General features: G+C 60.0%; 17 protein-coding genes. 10 read left to right on the forward strand and 7 right to left on the reverse strand.

Annotated elements, in window-relative coordinates; all coding sequences use genetic code 11:
* The first annotated feature begins 64 nt into the window (after positions 1-64).
* Positions 65-286: a cold shock-like protein CspD gene (gene cspD, locus AC6I8P_RS12175; protein WP_058757774.1), complete on the forward strand. Its 222-nt coding sequence runs from the start codon at positions 65-67 to the stop codon at positions 284-286.
* A gap of 90 nt (positions 287-376) precedes the next feature.
* Here cspD and AC6I8P_RS12180 read toward each other — a convergent pair whose 3' ends face one another.
* Positions 377-2,017: a DUF2813 domain-containing protein gene (locus AC6I8P_RS12180; RefSeq protein WP_498030637.1), complete on the reverse strand. Its 1,641-nt coding sequence runs from the start codon at positions 2,015-2,017 to the stop codon at positions 377-379.
* 134 nt (positions 2,018-2,151) lie between these two features.
* On the opposite strand from AC6I8P_RS12180, the gene AC6I8P_RS12185 reads away from it, so the two are divergent.
* The 3 genes from AC6I8P_RS12185 to ltaE all read left to right on the forward strand — a co-directional run bounded on the left by AC6I8P_RS12185 (position 2,152) and on the right by ltaE (position 5,953).
* Positions 2,152-3,051: a LysO family transporter gene (locus tag AC6I8P_RS12185; RefSeq protein WP_021508365.1), complete on the forward strand. Its 900-nt coding sequence runs from the start codon at positions 2,152-2,154 to the stop codon at positions 3,049-3,051.
* 109 nt (positions 3,052-3,160) lie between these two features.
* A complete protein-coding gene (gene poxB / locus AC6I8P_RS12190; RefSeq protein WP_241797765.1) occupies positions 3,161-4,882 on the forward strand; it encodes a ubiquinone-dependent pyruvate dehydrogenase in 1,722 nt (573 codons plus the stop codon).
* Positions 4,883-4,951: 69 nt separating this feature from the next.
* Positions 4,952-5,953: a low-specificity L-threonine aldolase gene (gene ltaE / locus AC6I8P_RS12195; protein ID WP_498030638.1), complete on the forward strand. Its 1,002-nt coding sequence runs from the start codon at positions 4,952-4,954 to the stop codon at positions 5,951-5,953.
* Positions 5,954-5,968: 15 nt separating this feature from the next.
* Here the strand turns inward: ltaE and AC6I8P_RS12200 are convergent, their stop codons facing one another.
* Together AC6I8P_RS12200 and AC6I8P_RS12205 are read right to left on the reverse strand one after the other, a co-directional pair.
* Positions 5,969-6,793: an N-acetylmuramoyl-L-alanine amidase gene (locus AC6I8P_RS12200; protein WP_421039370.1), complete on the reverse strand. Its 825-nt coding sequence runs from the start codon at positions 6,791-6,793 to the stop codon at positions 5,969-5,971.
* Positions 6,793-7,113, reverse strand: a complete 321-nt coding sequence (locus AC6I8P_RS12205) for a heavy metal-binding domain-containing protein (protein WP_058757780.1) — start codon at positions 7,111-7,113, stop codon at positions 6,793-6,795. Before AC6I8P_RS12205 ends, AC6I8P_RS12200 begins: the two co-directional genes overlap by 1 nt.
* A gap of 108 nt (positions 7,114-7,221) precedes the next feature.
* On the opposite strand from AC6I8P_RS12205, the gene AC6I8P_RS12210 reads away from it, so the two are divergent.
* The 6 genes from AC6I8P_RS12210 (at position 7,222) to AC6I8P_RS12235 (ending at position 11,754) form a co-directional block, all read left to right on the forward strand.
* Positions 7,222-7,761: a lipoprotein gene (locus tag AC6I8P_RS12210; protein WP_021508370.1), complete on the forward strand. Its 540-nt coding sequence runs from the start codon at positions 7,222-7,224 to the stop codon at positions 7,759-7,761.
* Positions 7,762-8,000: 239 nt separating this feature from the next.
* Entirely contained in the window at positions 8,001-8,729 is a 729-nt protein-coding gene (gene artP, locus AC6I8P_RS12215) for an arginine ABC transporter ATP-binding protein ArtP (protein WP_058769534.1), read from the forward strand.
* Positions 8,730-8,744: 15 nt separating this feature from the next.
* Positions 8,745-9,476 (forward strand): arginine ABC transporter substrate-binding protein, encoded by a 732-nt coding sequence (artJ, locus tag AC6I8P_RS12220; RefSeq protein WP_021508372.1) that lies wholly within the window; start codon positions 8,745-8,747, stop codon positions 9,474-9,476.
* A 6-nt stretch (positions 9,477-9,482) separates the two neighbouring features.
* Entirely contained in the window at positions 9,483-10,196 is a 714-nt protein-coding gene (gene artQ, locus AC6I8P_RS12225) for an arginine ABC transporter permease ArtQ (protein WP_021508373.1), read from the forward strand.
* A gap of 3 nt (positions 10,197-10,199) precedes the next feature.
* Positions 10,200-10,868, forward strand: coding sequence for an arginine ABC transporter permease ArtM (gene artM, locus AC6I8P_RS12230; protein WP_021508374.1), 669 nt, complete (start codon positions 10,200-10,202; stop codon positions 10,866-10,868).
* Between the two features lie 154 nt (positions 10,869-11,022).
* Positions 11,023-11,754: an arginine ABC transporter substrate-binding protein gene (locus tag AC6I8P_RS12235; protein ID WP_059008984.1), complete on the forward strand. Its 732-nt coding sequence runs from the start codon at positions 11,023-11,025 to the stop codon at positions 11,752-11,754.
* Between the two features lie 63 nt (positions 11,755-11,817).
* Here AC6I8P_RS12235 and rlmC read toward each other — a convergent pair whose 3' ends face one another.
* From rlmC to potH, 4 genes are all read right to left on the reverse strand, one after another.
* Entirely contained in the window at positions 11,818-12,954 is a 1,137-nt protein-coding gene (gene rlmC / locus AC6I8P_RS12240) for a 23S rRNA (uracil(747)-C(5))-methyltransferase RlmC (RefSeq protein WP_498030639.1), read from the reverse strand.
* A 48-nt stretch (positions 12,955-13,002) separates the two neighbouring features.
* A complete protein-coding gene (locus AC6I8P_RS12245) occupies positions 13,003-13,467 on the reverse strand; it encodes a YbjO family protein (RefSeq protein ID WP_498030640.1) in 465 nt (154 codons plus the stop codon).
* A gap of 66 nt (positions 13,468-13,533) precedes the next feature.
* On the reverse strand, positions 13,534-14,379 hold the full coding sequence (potI, locus tag AC6I8P_RS12250) for a putrescine ABC transporter permease PotI (protein WP_058757786.1): 846 nt from the start codon (positions 14,377-14,379) through the stop codon (positions 13,534-13,536).
* Complete coding sequence (gene potH, locus AC6I8P_RS12255) at positions 14,376-15,332, reverse strand: putrescine ABC transporter permease PotH (RefSeq protein WP_021508379.1); 957 nt, start codon at positions 15,330-15,332, stop codon at positions 14,376-14,378. The genes potI and potH overlap by 4 nt, the downstream gene beginning before the upstream one ends.
* Between the last annotated feature and the right edge of the window lies 1 nt (position 15,333).

The following is a 15,333-nucleotide window of genomic DNA, read 5'->3' on the forward strand; positions in this document are numbered from 1 at the left end:
ACTCGACTCACAGCTTCAATGACCTCACCTACTTATCAAAATGTCTTGCGAGGGAAGTAAAAGCATGGAGACGGGTACTGTTAAATGGTTCAACAACGCCAAAGGCTTCGGCTTTATCTGTCCGATTGGCGGCGGCGACGATATCTTCGCACACTACTCCACGATTCAGATGGAGGGATACAGAACGCTGAAAGCGGGCCAGCACGTTCAGTTCGATGTCCATGAAGGGCCGAAAGGCAACCATGCCAGTCTGATTGTGCCCTGTGAAGCATCGTCACTCTCCTGACGGGCGCGCGTCTGCTCTCATTCTGACCACTCCCGAAAAAAAATGCCAGCCGCAGACGCTGGCATTTTTCTTTGGCGTCCCGCGTCAGTTTTACTCTGCCCGACCGCGCGCCAGCCACATCACGCGGCCAAACAGCTGATCGAGCAACGGCGGAATCGCCTGCGGCCCGCGTTCGGCCGCTGCCATCGCCACCGCAATCGCCAGTTCCGGCTTCGAACTGTGATGAATGGCTTTGGTAATAATACGCCGCGCGTTCATCGGCACGTTTAACGGCAGGTGCGCCATCTGGTGATAGACATCACTAAAGCCCTGCTTATAAAGGAAGTGTTCGATGTCGGGCGCCGGGAACTGCGTGAGATGGTCGCTCTCCTGCTCATGCGGCTGCAGCTGGCTGCGCGCGGTGGCGGCATATTTTTTTCCGGCCTCGTCGCCGTCAGTCAGCACGTGCCAGGCAATGCCCATGCGGCGCGCATATTTCAGCAGCGGCTTAAGCCCGGACTGGGCAAACTCAATCACCTTCACGCCTTCCGCGGCAAAATGGTAGCCGCGCTGCCGCGCCAGCTCATTGATGATCCACACTTCGGTTTCACCCTCAACCAGCAACCAGCAGCGGGCAAACAGCGCCGACGGACGGTTAACGCGGATGTGAAAGCCGATACGGCGCGCCTCTTCGGCACTTAATCCTTCCGGCCCGATACGCCACGCCGCCACGCGATCGGGCTCGCGCACCAGTCGGCAGATTTGCTCCAGCGCCACCTGTGACAGCAGCTCACCGGAGTTAGTGGTGGCGATTTTTTGCAGCGGCATCAGCGCCAGCAGATTCCACGCCACCGACAGCATGATGGGATGCAGCCGTGTTTCCGGATCCTCCACCAGCAGCAAGGGGCGCGCGCCTGCGGGCAGCGCATCGCTGCCGTGCGCCTGCAGCAGGAGCGAGAACATGCGTAACAGAATCACCTGGCGACTGCGTGATTCGGTACCGGCGATCAGCTGATTGAGCTGATCGAGCGAACGCCAGCCCTGACTGCCGTCACGCAACTCCGGCGCAACCCGCGCGGCGCCCGTGTCCGGTTGCTGTACCAGAAAATAGTGCGCCATCAGCTGCTGCATGGTGTGCAATCCCTGGCGCAACAGCTCGTCGCTCAGGGTTTGTGGCCGCGCCACCAGATCGCGCGTCAGGCTATGCATCTCCTGCGCCAGCGCGCTTAGCGTATCAGCGCGCCGCTGCGTGTCATTGTCGCTATGGCGCGATCGCCGGCCAAAGCGCGCATCACGCAGGCGCAGCACCGGATAGTACGCGCGCAACTGCGCCAGCGCGGCGTCGGTGCCCGCCAGCGGCAGCACCTCGCCACGCGCATCAATAAAGCGCCAGCGGGTTTTGACTTCGCTGCCCTGGCGCGTCGCCAGCGTACTGAAGCGCAGGTAGCGCCCCGCGTCATCCTGCTGCCAGAACGGCGCAAACAGCGCTTCATGCTCATCGCCCTGCGCGCGAAAGCGAAACACCAGCTGCAACTTATGTAGGCGAGCTTCCACCTCACCGGGCGGAAAATGGAAGTCCTGTTCGGTGAACATATTGGGCTCAGCGGCCGGTGCCAGCAGCAGCGTTAGCGCATCCAGCAAACTGGATTTACCCCACGCGTTTTCCCCAATCAGCAGGTTGGTGTCGGTTAGCGGCAGCGACAACCGGTTAATGCCGCGAAAGCCGTGTATATCGATATGTTCCAGAATCATCGCGCAGTCCCTCCGTGCTTTGCCAGAGCATGGTCCGCCGCGCTGCGTTGGTCAAGTCGGCAGCGGGAGAAAAGGTTTACACTTCAGGCATTTTCCATTAGCGTGGCGTCTCGCAAAAAAGGACGTCATTTTTCATGTATACCGGACTGCTTATCATTCTGGTGCCGCTGATGGTGGGCTATTTGCTGCCGTGGCATCAGCCTGCGCTGTTGCAGCGCGTTAACCGCCTGCTGAGTTTGCTGATTTACGCCATTCTGTTTTTTATGGGTACCAGCCTCGCCTTCCTCGACAATCTCGGCACCAACTTGCTGATCGTGTTTAAAACCGCGCTGATTGCCGCGGGCGCCATTCTGAGCTGCTCGCTGCTGGCGCTGTGGCTGCTGGATCGCCGCTGGCCGTGGCGGCAGCAGCATCGCCAGCAGAATCTGCCGTCGCGCTGGCACATGGTGCTGGAGTCACTCAAGCTCTGTGTGGCGGTGCTGGCCGGTTTCCTGCTGGGATTAACCCAATGGGCGCCGCTGCGCCATGCCTCCACCCTGAGCGAAATTGCGCTGGTGGTGCTGCTGTTCCTGGTTGGCGTGCAGCTGCGCGGCAGCGGCATGACGCTGCGCCAGATCACCCTGAACCGGCGCGGCATGACGGTAGCGCTGGTGTCCCTGTGCGGCTCGCTGGGCGGCGGCGTGCTGGCGGCGTGGCTGCTCGGCGTTTCGCTGTCAACCGGACTGGCGCTGGCCAGCGGCTTCGGCTGGTATTCGCTGTCCGGCATTCTGATGACCGAAGCGTACGGCCCGGTGATCGGCAGCGCCGCCTTCTTTAACGATCTGCTGCGCGAGCTGGCTGCGGTGCTGCTGATTCCGGTGCTGGTCAACCGCTACCGCAGTATGGCACTCGGGCTGAGCGGTGCCACGTCGATGGATTTCACCCTGCCGATTCTGCAGCGTGCCGGCGGAATGGAGATTGTGCCTGCGGCCATCGTGCACGGTTTTATCATGAACCTGCTGGCGCCGATCCTCATCGCCCTGTTTTCCGCCTGACGCGCAGCGCATTTTTTCACGCCCGCTGCGCTGCGGCTTCGTCTACGCTTTCTCTCTGACATGTTTTTTGCCATCCGACTGGATGGCCAACACCAGAAAGGAGCGAACGATGAAGCAAACAGTGGCGGCCCTGCTGGCCAAAACGCTGGAGAGCGCCGGCATAAAACGCATCTGGGGCGTAACCGGTGACTCCCTCAACGGACTGAACGACAGCCTCAACCGCATGGGCACCATTGAATGGATGCCAACGCGCCATGAAGAAGTGGCCGCTTTTGCCGCCGGGGCGGAAGCACAAATCAGCGGTGAGCTGGCGGTGTGCGCCGGCTCCTGCGGCCCTGGCAACCTGCATCTGATCAACGGCCTGTTTGACTGCCATCGCAACCATGTTCCAGTGCTGGCAATTGCCGCGCACATTCCTTCCAGCGAAATCGGCAGCGGCTATTTTCAGGAAACCCATCCGCAGGAGTTATTCCGCGAGTGCAGCCATTACTGCGAGCTGGTCTCCAATCCGGAACAGCTGCCGCAGGTGCTCGGCATTGCGATGCGTAAAGCCATCCTCAATCGCGGTGTGTCGGTGATTGTGCTGCCGGGCGACGTGGCGCTGCAGGCGGCGCCGGAGAATGCGCGCAGCGAATGGTATCCGCCGCAGCTGCCGCAGGTGGTGCCGTCGGTCAGTGAACTGACGCGCCTCGCAGAAACGCTCAATGAAGCGAAAAATATCACCCTGATGTGCGGCAGCGGCTGCGCCGGTGCCCATGCGGAAGTGGTAAAGCTGGCCGAAACGCTGAAAGCACCGGTGGTGCACGCCATGCGCGGCAAAGAGCACCTCGAGTACGATAACCCGTACGACGTCGGCATGACCGGGCTGATCGGCTTCTCATCCGGCTATCACGCCATGATGAACGCCGACACGCTGGTGCTGCTCGGCACCCAGTTCCCTTATCGCCCGTTCTACCCGGCGGACGCGCGCATTATTCAGATTGATATCAATCCGGCCAGCCTCGGCGCGCACAGTCACGTCGACATGGCGCTGGTGGGTGACATCAAAGCCACACTGCAGGCGCTGCAGCCGCAGCTCACCAGCCACAGCGACCGTCACCACCTCGATCGCGCACTGGAGCACTACGCGGATGCGCGCAAAGGACTGGACGATCTGGCGACCGCCAACGATAAGCAGGCGATTCACCCGCAGTATCTGGCCCAGCAGATCAGCCACTACGCGGCTGATGACGCCATCTTTACCTGTGATGTCGGTACGCCAACGGTGTGGGCAGCGCGCTATCTGAAAATGAACGGCAAGCGCCGTCTGCTCGGCTCGTTTAACCACGGTTCGATGGCCAACGCCATGCCGCAGGCGCTGGGCGCACAGGCCATCGATAAACAGCGTCAGGTGGTCGCGCTGTGCGGCGATGGCGGCTTCAGCATGCTGATGGGCGATTTCATCTCGCTGGCGCAGCTTAAGCTGCCGGTGAAGCTGGTGATCTTCAATAACAGCGTGCTGGGCTTTGTGGCGATGGAGATGAAAGCCGGTGGCTATCTCACCGACGGCACCGATCTGGAGAACCCGGACTTCGCCGCCATCGCCACCGCCTGCGGCATCAAGGGGATCCGCGTGGAGAAAGCCTCGGAGCTGGATGGCGCGCTGCAACAGGCGTTCGCCCACGACGGTCCGGTGCTGGTAGACGTGATCACCGCCAAGGAAGAGTTGTCGATGCCACCGCAAATCAAAGCCGAGCAGGCTAAAGGTTTCAGCCTGTACATGCTGCGCGCGATCCTGAATGGTCGCGGTGATGAAATCGTCGAGCTGGCGAAAACCAACTGGCTGCGGTAAAACGAAGAGACTTGCCGGATTAATCATCATGCGGGCGCTTAGCCCGCTTTTTTATGTCAGGAGAACAACGTGATCGATTTACGCAGTGATACCGTGACCCGCCCGAGTGCCGCGATGCTGGATGCGATGATGGCGGCCGAAACCGGCGATGATGTCTATCGCGATGATCCCACCGTCAATGCGCTGGAGGCTGAAGCGGCGCGCCTGAGCGGTAAAGCGGCTGCGCTGTTCTTCCCTACCGGCACTCAAGCCAACCTGGTGGCGCTGCTGTGCCACTGCCAGCGCGGTGATGAGTACATCGTCGGCCAGCAGGCGCACAACTACAAATATGAGGCTGGCGGTGCCGCGGTGCTCGGCAGCATCCAGCCGCAGCCGATCCTCGCGGCTGCCGACGGCACGCTGCCGCTGCACGACGTGGCGGCCGCCATCAAGCCGGACGACATGCATTTTGCCCGCACCCGCCTGCTGAGCCTGGAAAATACCCATCACGGCAAAGTACTGCCGCTAAGCTACCTTGAACAGGCGTGGCAATTTACCCGCGAGCGCCAGCTGGCGCTGCACATTGACGGCGCGCGCATCTTTAATGCCGTGGTGGCGCAGGGTGTGCAGCTGATCGATATCGCCCGCTACTGCGATAGCCTGACCATCTGCCTGTCGAAAGGACTGGGCACGCCGGTCGGCTCCCTGCTGTGTGGTGATGAAGCTTATATCGAGCAGGCGCGGCGCTGGCGCAAAATGACCGGTGGCGGCATGCGCCAGGCCGGCATTCTGGCGGCAGCCGGTCTCTACGCGCTGCAGCACAACGTGGCGCGTCTGCAGGAGGATCATGACAACGCCGCGTGGCTCGGCGCGCAGCTCAGCGCTATTGGTGTGGAAGTGGTGAGCCAGCACACTAACATGCTGTTCGTGAAAGTGCCGACGGAGCAGGTCGCACCGCTACAGCGCTGGATGCTGGCGGGCGACGTGCTGCTTAGCGTAGGTCCGCAAACCCGCATCGTCACTCATCTGGATGTCAGCCGCCAGCAATTACAGCAGCTGGTGGCGCGCTGGCAGGCCTTTCTGCAGCCGTAACGCCGCTACGCGCGGCTACTGTGCCGCGCCGTATTTCGCCAGCAGCGCACGGGCGATGGCCAGCGTCTCGGCATCAGCTTCGCCACGGTAATCACGCGGGCGGAAATGCATCTGGAACGCCGCAATCAGTTTGCGCTGCATCTGCGGCGTTGGCGCAGCGGCAACGTCATAACCATAGCGCTGTAGCGCAGTCAGTAGCGTTGCAGCCTCCACCGGTGCATCCGGCGACTGGTTAGCCAGATAGCGCTGCACCGTGGCGGCATCCGGCCACGCTCCCAGCCCCTGCCGGGCCAGCTGTTGCCACGGAAACAGCGGACCGGGATCCTGCTTGCGCTGCGGCGCGATATCACTGTGCCCGACAATATTTTCCGGACTGATGCCGTAACGCTGGCTGATATCGCGCACCAGCGCGGTCAGGGCCGTGATTTGCGCGGTGGTGAACGGCTGCCACTGCCGGCCGGTCAGCGTGCGGCGATAGCCGTCGTTGACGATTTCGATGCCAATTGAGGTGTCATTTATGCGCGTTGCGCCGCGCCAGAAGCTCGGTCCGGCATGCCACGCCAGCTGGTTTTCAGGCACCAGTTGCCAGATCACCCCGGCGCCGTTTTTCTGCGGCGGCTGCTGCGGAATCAGATAGTGCGCGCTGACGTTGCGGTCCGTCAGGGTCGCCAGCGACGAGGGAAAGTCCTCCGCCGTGTAGTGGATTACCACCACTTTGATGCGCGGTCTGGCCCCCTGCGCCGGGTGCGCGCTATCGACCCAATAACCGTTGCGCGCTTCCAGCGTCGACTGGCAGGCGCTGAGCAGCAGCGCCATCGCCAGCAGTAATACCGCGCGCATTAGCGCACGATCACCGCAGTACCGGTAACGCTCACCATCAGCATGCTGCTGTCTTTGCCCACGGTTTCGTAGTCAATATCAATGCCAACCACCGCATTGGCGCCCAGCGCTTTCGCCTGTTCTTCCAGCTCTTCGAAGGCGATCTGCCGCGCTTTGCGCAGCTCTTTCTCATAGGCACCGGAGCGGCCGCCGACGATATCGCGGATGCCGGCAAAGAAGTCGCGGAAAATGTTGGCACCGAGAATCGCTTCGCCGGTCACAACGCCGCAATATTCAGTGATGCTGTGCCCTTCCAGGGTTGGCGTAGTCGAAAATTTCATCGTTCTCTCCTGTGGTGATTCATGAGGCGATAGCTCGTACGGCGTAAAAGCACGGCTATACTCTATGCTAAAAATGGCGCTTTGCCAGTGAACAATAAGGAAATCGAGATGAGAAACAAAGCCTTTGCGCTGCTTGTTCCCGCTGCATTGCTGCTGAGTGCCTGTACCACCGTTGAGCCGGTGATCAAGGACAACGGGCCGCGTACCGCACCCTGCGTTGATGGCGGTCCGGACAGCGTGGCGCAGCAGTTCTACGATTTACGTGTCAGCCAGCCAACCCAGGGATTGCCGGACAGCACCACGCTGGCAAAATATCGCCCGTACCTGAGCGACAACCTGTATCAGAAACTGCTGCATGCCAGCAGCCAGAGCAACCCACCGGCAGCGTGGCGCCAGGGCGATCTGTTCTCCAGCCTGGCACAGGGACCCACCGCCGCTGACGTGGCCAGCGCCTCCAGCATTCCTAACCGCGACGCGCGTAACATCCCGCTGCGCGTGACGCTGAGCCGCGGCGATAAAAGCTGGCGCGATGAAGTGCTGATGATCCACGAAGGCACCTGCTGGGTGGTGGATGATGTGCGCTACGTCGGCGACTGGCCACACGCCGGTGGCGGCTCGCTCAGCCAGCTGCTGGAAGAGAAAAAATAGTCGCGCATTTTTTCCGCACTCAGCCGCAACCATTAGCGCGCCGCACCATTGCGGCGCCGCTAAGCTTCTGCGCAACAGCCAACGCTTATCCGTCAGCCCCTTTCCCCGCTGCCCTGCCCGATTTTGTGCTACGCTTTTGCTGTTTAATTGCTCTTTAATAAATTTTAACCCACCTCAATTGCATAACTATTCTGGTGACGTTAAGATTTGCGACACTAATTGCTATTCATTTTTTGCGCATGAGTATTCAACTAAACGCCATCAACTGTTTTTACGGTGCCCATCAGGCGCTGTTCGATATCAACCTGGCTTGCCCGCAGGGCGAAACGCTGGTGTTGCTCGGCCCGAGTGGCGCGGGTAAAAGTTCACTCCTGCGCGTGCTCAACCTGCTGGAGCTGCCGCGTTCCGGTAGCCTGCAGATTGCCGGCAACCACTTCGATTTCAGCCAGACGCCGTCCGACAACGCGATTCGCGAACTGCGCCAGAATGTCGGCATGGTGTTCCAGCAGTACAACCTGTGGCCGCACCTCAGCGTGATGCAGAACCTGATTGAAGCACCCTGTCGTGTGCTCGGGCTCAGCAAAGATGCGGCACGCGCGCGCGCCGATAAACTGCTGGAACGCCTGCGCCTGACGCCGTACGCCGATCGCTTCCCCCTGCACCTTTCCGGTGGCCAGCAGCAGCGCGTGGCAATTGCGCGCGCGCTGATGATGGAGCCGCAGGTGTTGCTGTTTGATGAACCGACCGCGGCGCTCGACCCGGAGATCACGGCGCAGATCGTCAGCATCATTCGTGAGCTGGCGCAGACGCAGATCACCCAGGTGATTGTCACCCACGAAGTTGAGGTGGCGCGCAAAACCGCCAGCCAGGTGGTGTACATGGAGAACGGTCGCATCATTGAACAGGGCGATGCCAGCCACTTTACACAGCCGCAAACCGACGCGTTTGCTCATTATCTTTCGCACTAAGTCAGGATGCTTCTAATGAAAAAAGTTGTACTTGCTGCACTGCTTGCCAGCCTGAGCCTGAGCGCTTCTGCCGCGCAGACCCTGCGTTTCGCGACCGAGGCGTCTTATCCGCCGTTTGAATTTGTCGACTCCGACAACAAAATCCAGGGCTTTGACGTCGATCTGGCCAATGCGCTGTGCAAAGAGATCGATGCGACCTGCACCTTTACCAACCAGGCCTTCGACAGCCTGATCCCCAGCCTGAAATTCCGCCGTTTTGACGCGGTGATGGCCGGCATGGATATCACGCCAGAGCGTGAAAAGCAGGTGCTGTTCACCAAACCTTACTACGACAACTCTGCGACCTTCATCGCGCAGAAAGGCAAGCTGGCGGACGTTGCGGCGCTGAAAGGCAAGCGTGTGGGCGTACAGAACGGCACCACGCACCAGAAATACCTCTCTGACAAGCACAGCGACATCACCATCGTGCCTTACGACAGCTACCAGAATGCGGTGCTCGACCTGAAGAATGGCCGTATTGATGCAGTGTTCGGGGATACCGCCGTGGTTAACGAGTGGCTGAAGCAGAATGCCAACCTCGCCGCGCTGGGTGAGAAAGTGACCGACAAAGCCTACTTCGGCACCGGCCTCGGCATCGCCGTGCGTCAGGGCAACAGCGAACTGCAGCAGAAGTTCAACGGCGCGCTGGATAAGATCAAAGCCGACGGCACCTACAAAACCATCTACAACAAATGGTTTCAGCAGTAATTTCTGATGAATGAAATGATTCCACTCGCAAGCGCCGCCGGCATGACCGTCGGCCTTGCCGTTTGTGCCCTGATCGCCGGCCTCGCGCTGGCGATGATTTTTGCTGGCTGGGAATCGCTGCGCTGGAAACCGCTGGCGTGGATCGGTACCGGGCTGGTGACGCTGATTCGCGGCCTGCCGGAAATTCTGGTGGTGCTGTTTATCTATTTCGGTGCCTCGCAGCTGCTGCTGACGCTGTCGGACGGCTTCCAGCTCAATCTGGGTCTGTTCACCCTGCCGGTGCAGATGCAGATTGAGAACTTTGATGTCAGCCCGTTCCTGTGCGGCGTGATTGCGCTGGCGATGCTCTATTCGGCTTACGCCTCTCAGACGCTGCGCGGTGCGCTGAAAGCGGTGCCGTCCGGCCAGTGGGAATCAGGCCAGGCGCTGGGCATGAAAAAGTCAGCGATATTCTTCCGCCTGATTATGCCGCAGATGTGGCGCCATGCGCTGCCCGGACTCGGCAATCAGTGGCTGGTGCTGCTCAAGGATACGGCGCTGGTGTCGCTGATTAGCGTCAACGATCTCATGCTGCAGACCAAAAGCATTGCGACGCGCACCCAGGAGCCGTTTACCTGGTATCTGGTGGCCGCCGCGATCTATTTAGTGATTACGCTATTCAGTCAGGCGGTGCTGCGCCGTATTGAATCACGTACCACGCGTTTTGAGCGGGGGGCCTGACGCATGCTGGCGTATTTACCTGAGCTACTGAAAGGCCTGCATACCAGCCTGACGCTGACGGCCGCCTCACTGGTCGCCGCGCTGCTGCTGGCGCTGCTGTGCACCATTGTGCTGGCGCTGAAGCTGCCGCTGCTCAACTGGCTGGTCAAAGGCTATATCACCCTGTTTACCGGCACGCCGCTGCTGGTGCAGATTTTCCTGATCTATTACGGTCCCGGCCAGTTCCCCAGCATTCAGAACGTGCCGTGGCTCTGGCATTTACTGTCGCAGCCGTGGCTGTGTGCCATGCTGGCGCTGTCGCTTAATAGCGCAGCCTACACCACACAGCTGTTCTACGGCGCGGTGCGCGCCATTCCGGCCGGACAGTGGCAGTCCTGCGCCGCGCTGGGCATGCGCCGCCGCGATACGCTGCGTATTCTGCTGCCGTACGCGTTTAAGCGCGCCCTCTCCTCTTACTCCAACGAAGTGGTGCTGGTGTTCAAGAGTACTTCGCTGGCCTATACCATTACGCTGATGGAAGTGATGGGCCACGGCCAGCTGCTGTATGGCCGCACCTACGACGTCACCGTATATGCTGCCGCCGGTCTGATTTATCTGGTGGTTAACGGCCTGCTGACGCTGCTGATGCGCCTGGTCGAGAAGCGCGCGCTGGCGTTTGAGCGCCGCAACTGATCGTCTGACGCGGCGCGAAGGAAAGCGCCGCGCCCTTCCTCACTGTATTTGATCGCAGCTAAATAAATTTTTAATCATATTTATTGCATACAAATGCATTAACTGGCATCGTGTAAATCGTTTCGCCTCTGGCATGGTTTACAGGAGCCTTATAATGAAAAAATGGATTGTTGCGGCAGTGATGGCAACGCTGGCAATGAATGCTTATGCGGCAGAGAAAATTCGTTTTGCTGCCTCAGCCACCTATCCTCCGTTCGAATCACTCGATCAGAATAACCAGATTGTCGGTTTTGATATCGACCTCGCTAAAGCGCTGTGTCAGCAGATGCAGGCCGAGTGCACTTTCACCAACAATGCCTTTGATAGCCTGATTCCTTCGCTGAAATTCCGTCGCTATGACGCGGTCATTTCCGGCATGGATATCACCGCCGAGCGCAGTAAGCAGGTCGATTTCACCCAGCCCTACTACGCCAATTCGGCAATCGTCATCGCCCACAAAGGTGAATATAGCGACTTTAGCCAGCTGAAAGGCAAACGCATCGGCGTGGAAAACGGCACCACCCATCAGAAATACCTGCTGGAGAAGCATCCTGAAGTAATTGCGGTGGCCTACGACAGCTACCAGAACGCGATTCTTGACCTGAAAAATGGCCGGCTCAACGGCGTATTTGGTGACAGCGCAGTCGTCAATCAGTGGCTGAAGGCCAATACGGATTTGAGCACGGTCGGCGAGCACATTACCGACAGCGACTACTTCGGCACCGGGCTCGGCATTGCGGTGCGCAAGGGCAACAGCGCGCTGCTGCAACAGCTGAACAGCGCGCTGGCAGCGCTGAAAGCCAACGGTCGCTGGCAGCAGATCAATCAGAAGTGGTTCCCGGAATAAGCATTATGGAGTTGCGTGGCGCCGGGCCTGCCAGGTTCTGCACGTCCTCAGCGCAGCCGGGCGCTACGCGATTCCACCCTTACGACGCAGTAATGTCAGCACCTCGAAATGTGCGGTGTGCGGGAACATATCGAACAGCTGCACGCGGCTGATGTCATAGTCGGCCAGGCGGGCAATGTCCTGCGCCATGCTGGCGGGATTGCAGCTGGAATACAGGATGTAGTCCGGCGCCATGCGGCTCAGCCAGGCGCACAGTTCTGCCCCAATACCGCGACGTGGCGGATTGACCAGCACCAGCTGCGGCACGCTCGTATGCCCGGTGGCAAACTGCGTGGAATCCAGCGCGGCAAAACTCACCTGCTCTAACCCCAGCTGCTGCGCCGACTGCTGCGCGCAGGCGATGGCTTCCGCACTGATTTCAATGCCGGTCAGCTGCATCTGCGGCGTGGCGCAGTGCAGGCCAAAGCCGCCAACGCCACAGAACAGATCCCACATGCTGTGCACCGGCAGTTCCGCCACCCAGTCGCGTGCCGTTGCGTACAGCGCAGCCGCCACCTGCGGGTTAGTCTGGAAGAAACTTTGCGGACGGATATACAGCGGCACGTCGTTAAAGCGTTCCGGCAGCGCCTGCTCAGGCGTCAGCGCCATCTCCTCCTCGCCCTCCAGTATCGCCATGTGCACCGGCTGAATATTGGCGGAGATCACCTGCAGCTGCGGCAGCTGCTGTTGCAGCCACGGCAGCGCGGCGCGCAGCTGCGCCAGTTTGCTGTGCGAGCGCAGGACAAAACGCAGCATCATGCCGCCCTGGGTACTCTCCGTCAGCAGCAAAAACTTCAGCTCGCCGCGTTTGCGCGCCACGTTGTACGGCGTCAGACCGGCACGGGCGATAAAGGGTTTCAGCACGTCGAATACCGCCACGAAGCTGGCGGGATAGAGCGGACAGGCGCAGAGATCCACCGGCTCGCCGTCACGCGCCACCACGCCGAACAGCGGTTTTTCCACGCTGCCGCTCACCACCATCTTGGCTTTGTTGCGAAACCCCTGCTGCGCCGAGGTAACCGGCGGCCGCCAGTCGGCGACCGGCATGCCGTCCAGCAGCTGCGTCAACTGCGTCTGCTTGTCACTCAGCTGTTGCGGATAGGGTTTTTCCAGCCACTGACATGAGCGACAGCGACCGGCCTGATAAAGCGCGCAATGCATGGAAAGGCCTGTATTGAGAATCGGGAGCAAAAACGGGGGCCGATTGTATCACCGGCTGCGGAAAAATGCGCGACTGCTGGCCGGCACAAACAGCAGCAGCAGCACCAGCACATCCGGCAGTTTCTGCAGCAGCGTGTGGTGGATAATCTGCGCGTTATTCTCGCCGGGAATGCTGAAAATCTCCGGATAGATCCAGCCCACCGACGCCATCAGCATGTACAGCAGCACCACGATCTGTGTGGCCACGTAGCCCCAGCGCCCGGCATTACTGCCGCGCATCAGAGTAAAGGCACAGCGCAGTTCAAACAGGAAAATCAGCTGGCTGGCGATAAAAATCAGCGTGGAGTCCCACGCCTGCGCGCTACGGTGCACGAAATTGGCGATTTCGTCATAGCCCAGCTCATTGGCCAGCATCAGCACGCTGATACAGCGCGTGGCGATAATGGCGCTGCCGGCAATGGTCACCGGCACGGGCGTGAAGGTTAACACCAGGTTTTTCAACGTTTCCGACATTGCGCGCGCTCCATAAGAAAAGGCTGACAGAGTCAGCCTTGCTTATATTGGCAAATGTTGCGTCACTCAGCCACGTTTTGCTTTCTGAATATCGCGCAATCGCTGTTTTTCTTCGTGCGCCATAAAGCGCCAGGCGATAAAGCCGACCAGCCCGACCACAAACAGAATCAGCGAGGCCAGCGCGTTGATCTCCGGATTGACGCCGCGCCGCACCGTGGCAAAGATCGCCATCGGCAGCGTGGTAGCGCCCGGCCCGGTGACGAAGCTGGCGATCACCAGGTCGTCCAGCGACAGAGTAAACGCCAGCAGCCAGCCGGTAATGATCGCCGGGGCAATCATCGGCACGGTAATCACGAAGAACACCTTCAGCGGCGTAGCGCCGAGGTCCATCGCCGCTTCTTCAATTGAGCGATCCAGCTCGCGCAGCCGCGAGTTGATCACCACCGCCACGTAGGCGGTACAGAACGTGACGTGCGCCAGCCAGATGGTCAGCATGCCGCGATCGCCCGGCCAGCCAAAGGTGTTACCCATCGCCACGAACAGCAGCAGCAGCGACAGACCGGTGATCACGTCGGGCATCACCAGCGGCGCGGTGAGCATGAAAGCAAAGCCGCTGTGGCCGCGAAAACGCCCGAAGCGCACGATAATCACCGCCGCCATGGTGCCGAGCACCACCGCCATGGTGGCCGACAGCGCCGCGATGGTCAGGCTCAGGCCAACCGCATCCAGCATCGCATCATCCTGGAACAGCACACGATACCAGTGAAACGAGAAGCTCTCCCATACTGTCACCAGCTGCGAGCTGTTGAAGGAGTAAACCACCAGCAGCAGCATCGGCGCGTACAGGAACAGGAAGCACAGCGCCAGAATCGCGGTGCGCCACGGAGAGCGGATTACCGGTAGCTGATTCATCCCTTCTCCCCCATTTCACGGTTTTGATGTTTGTGGAACCAGACGATAGGCAGAATCAGGATCAGCAGGATGATCACCGCCAGCGCCGAAGCTACCGGCCAGTCGCGGTTGTTGAAGAACTCCTGCCACAAAATGCGCCCAATCATGATGCTGTCCGGTCCGCCGAGCAGTTCCGGGATCACGTACTCGCCCACCGCCGGGATAAATACCAGCATTGAACCAGCAATAATGCCGCCTTTGGTCAGCGGCACGATGACGCTGAAGAAGGTTTTCAGCGGGCGCGCGCCGAGGTCAAGCGACGCTTCCACCAGCGAATAATCAATGCGCGTCAGCGCGGTGTAGATTGGCAGCACCATAAATGGCAGGTAGCAGTAAACGATACCGATATACACCGCCGTGTTGGTATACAGGATGATCAGCGGATGATCGATCACGCCAAGCCACATCAGGAAGCGGTTGAGGATCCCGTTGTTGTTCAGCAGTCCCATCCACGCATAGACGCGCACCAGGAACGAGGTCCACGACGGCAGGATCACCAGCAGCAGCAGGATGGTGCGCATGGAGGGCTTGCTGTGCGCCACCGCCCACGCCAGCGGATAACCGATCAGCAGACAGATCACCGTTGAGATCGCCGCCACCTTCAGCGAGGTGAGATAAGCTTCGGCGTACAGCGGATCGTCGGTTAGCGTCAGGTAGTTGCCCAGATTGAGCACCAGGTTGAGCTGGTCGTCCGCCCAGGTCACTAAATCGGTGTACGGCGGAATGGCGCGCGCAATATCGGCGAAACTGATTTTTAGCACGATGAGGAACGGCAGCATAAACAGCAGGATTAGCCACAGATAAGGCAGCGCGATCACCAGCTTGCGACCGTGCTGCATTTTCATGCGCGTGCCCCAGCGCTGCAGCGGTGTGCCCGCTACCTCCGGCTCGCTGCGTTGAGAAATCTGGCTCATA

The sequence above is a fragment of the gamma proteobacterium symbiont of Lampromicra miyakona genome, from assembly GCF_059730895.1.

Bases quoted from the DNA above. Each gene is read 5' to 3' on its own strand.
- cspD (WP_058757774.1), top strand. From the start codon at position 65: ATGGAGACGGGTACTGTTAAATGGTTCAACAACGCCAAAGGCTTCGGC.
- AC6I8P_RS12180 (WP_498030637.1), bottom strand. From the start codon at position 2,017: ATGATTCTGGAACATATCGATATACACGGCTTTCGCGGCATTAACCGG.
- AC6I8P_RS12185 (WP_021508365.1), top strand. From the start codon at position 2,152: ATGTATACCGGACTGCTTATCATTCTGGTGCCGCTGATGGTGGGCTAT.
- poxB (WP_241797765.1), top strand. From the start codon at position 3,161: ATGAAGCAAACAGTGGCGGCCCTGCTGGCCAAAACGCTGGAGAGCGCC.
- AC6I8P_RS12200 (WP_421039370.1), bottom strand. From the start codon at position 6,793: ATGCGCGCGGTATTACTGCTGGCGATGGCGCTGCTGCTCAGCGCCTGC.
- AC6I8P_RS12205 (WP_058757780.1), bottom strand. From the start codon at position 7,113: ATGAAATTTTCGACTACGCCAACCCTGGAAGGGCACAGCATCACTGAA.
- AC6I8P_RS12210 (WP_021508370.1), top strand. From the start codon at position 7,222: ATGAGAAACAAAGCCTTTGCGCTGCTTGTTCCCGCTGCATTGCTGCTG.
- artP (WP_058769534.1), top strand. From the start codon at position 8,001: ATGAGTATTCAACTAAACGCCATCAACTGTTTTTACGGTGCCCATCAG.
- artJ (WP_021508372.1), top strand. From the start codon at position 8,745: ATGAAAAAAGTTGTACTTGCTGCACTGCTTGCCAGCCTGAGCCTGAGC.
- artQ (WP_021508373.1), top strand. From the start codon at position 9,483: ATGAATGAAATGATTCCACTCGCAAGCGCCGCCGGCATGACCGTCGGC.
- artM (WP_021508374.1), top strand. From the start codon at position 10,200: ATGCTGGCGTATTTACCTGAGCTACTGAAAGGCCTGCATACCAGCCTG.
- AC6I8P_RS12235 (WP_059008984.1), top strand. From the start codon at position 11,023: ATGAAAAAATGGATTGTTGCGGCAGTGATGGCAACGCTGGCAATGAAT.
- rlmC (WP_498030639.1), bottom strand. From the start codon at position 12,954: ATGCATTGCGCGCTTTATCAGGCCGGTCGCTGTCGCTCATGTCAGTGG.
- AC6I8P_RS12245 (WP_498030640.1), bottom strand. From the start codon at position 13,467: ATGTCGGAAACGTTGAAAAACCTGGTGTTAACCTTCACGCCCGTGCCG.
- potI (WP_058757786.1), bottom strand. From the start codon at position 14,379: ATGAATCAGCTACCGGTAATCCGCTCTCCGTGGCGCACCGCGATTCTG.
- potH (WP_021508379.1), bottom strand. From the start codon at position 15,332: ATGAGCCAGATTTCTCAACGCAGCGAGCCGGAGGTAGCGGGCACACCG.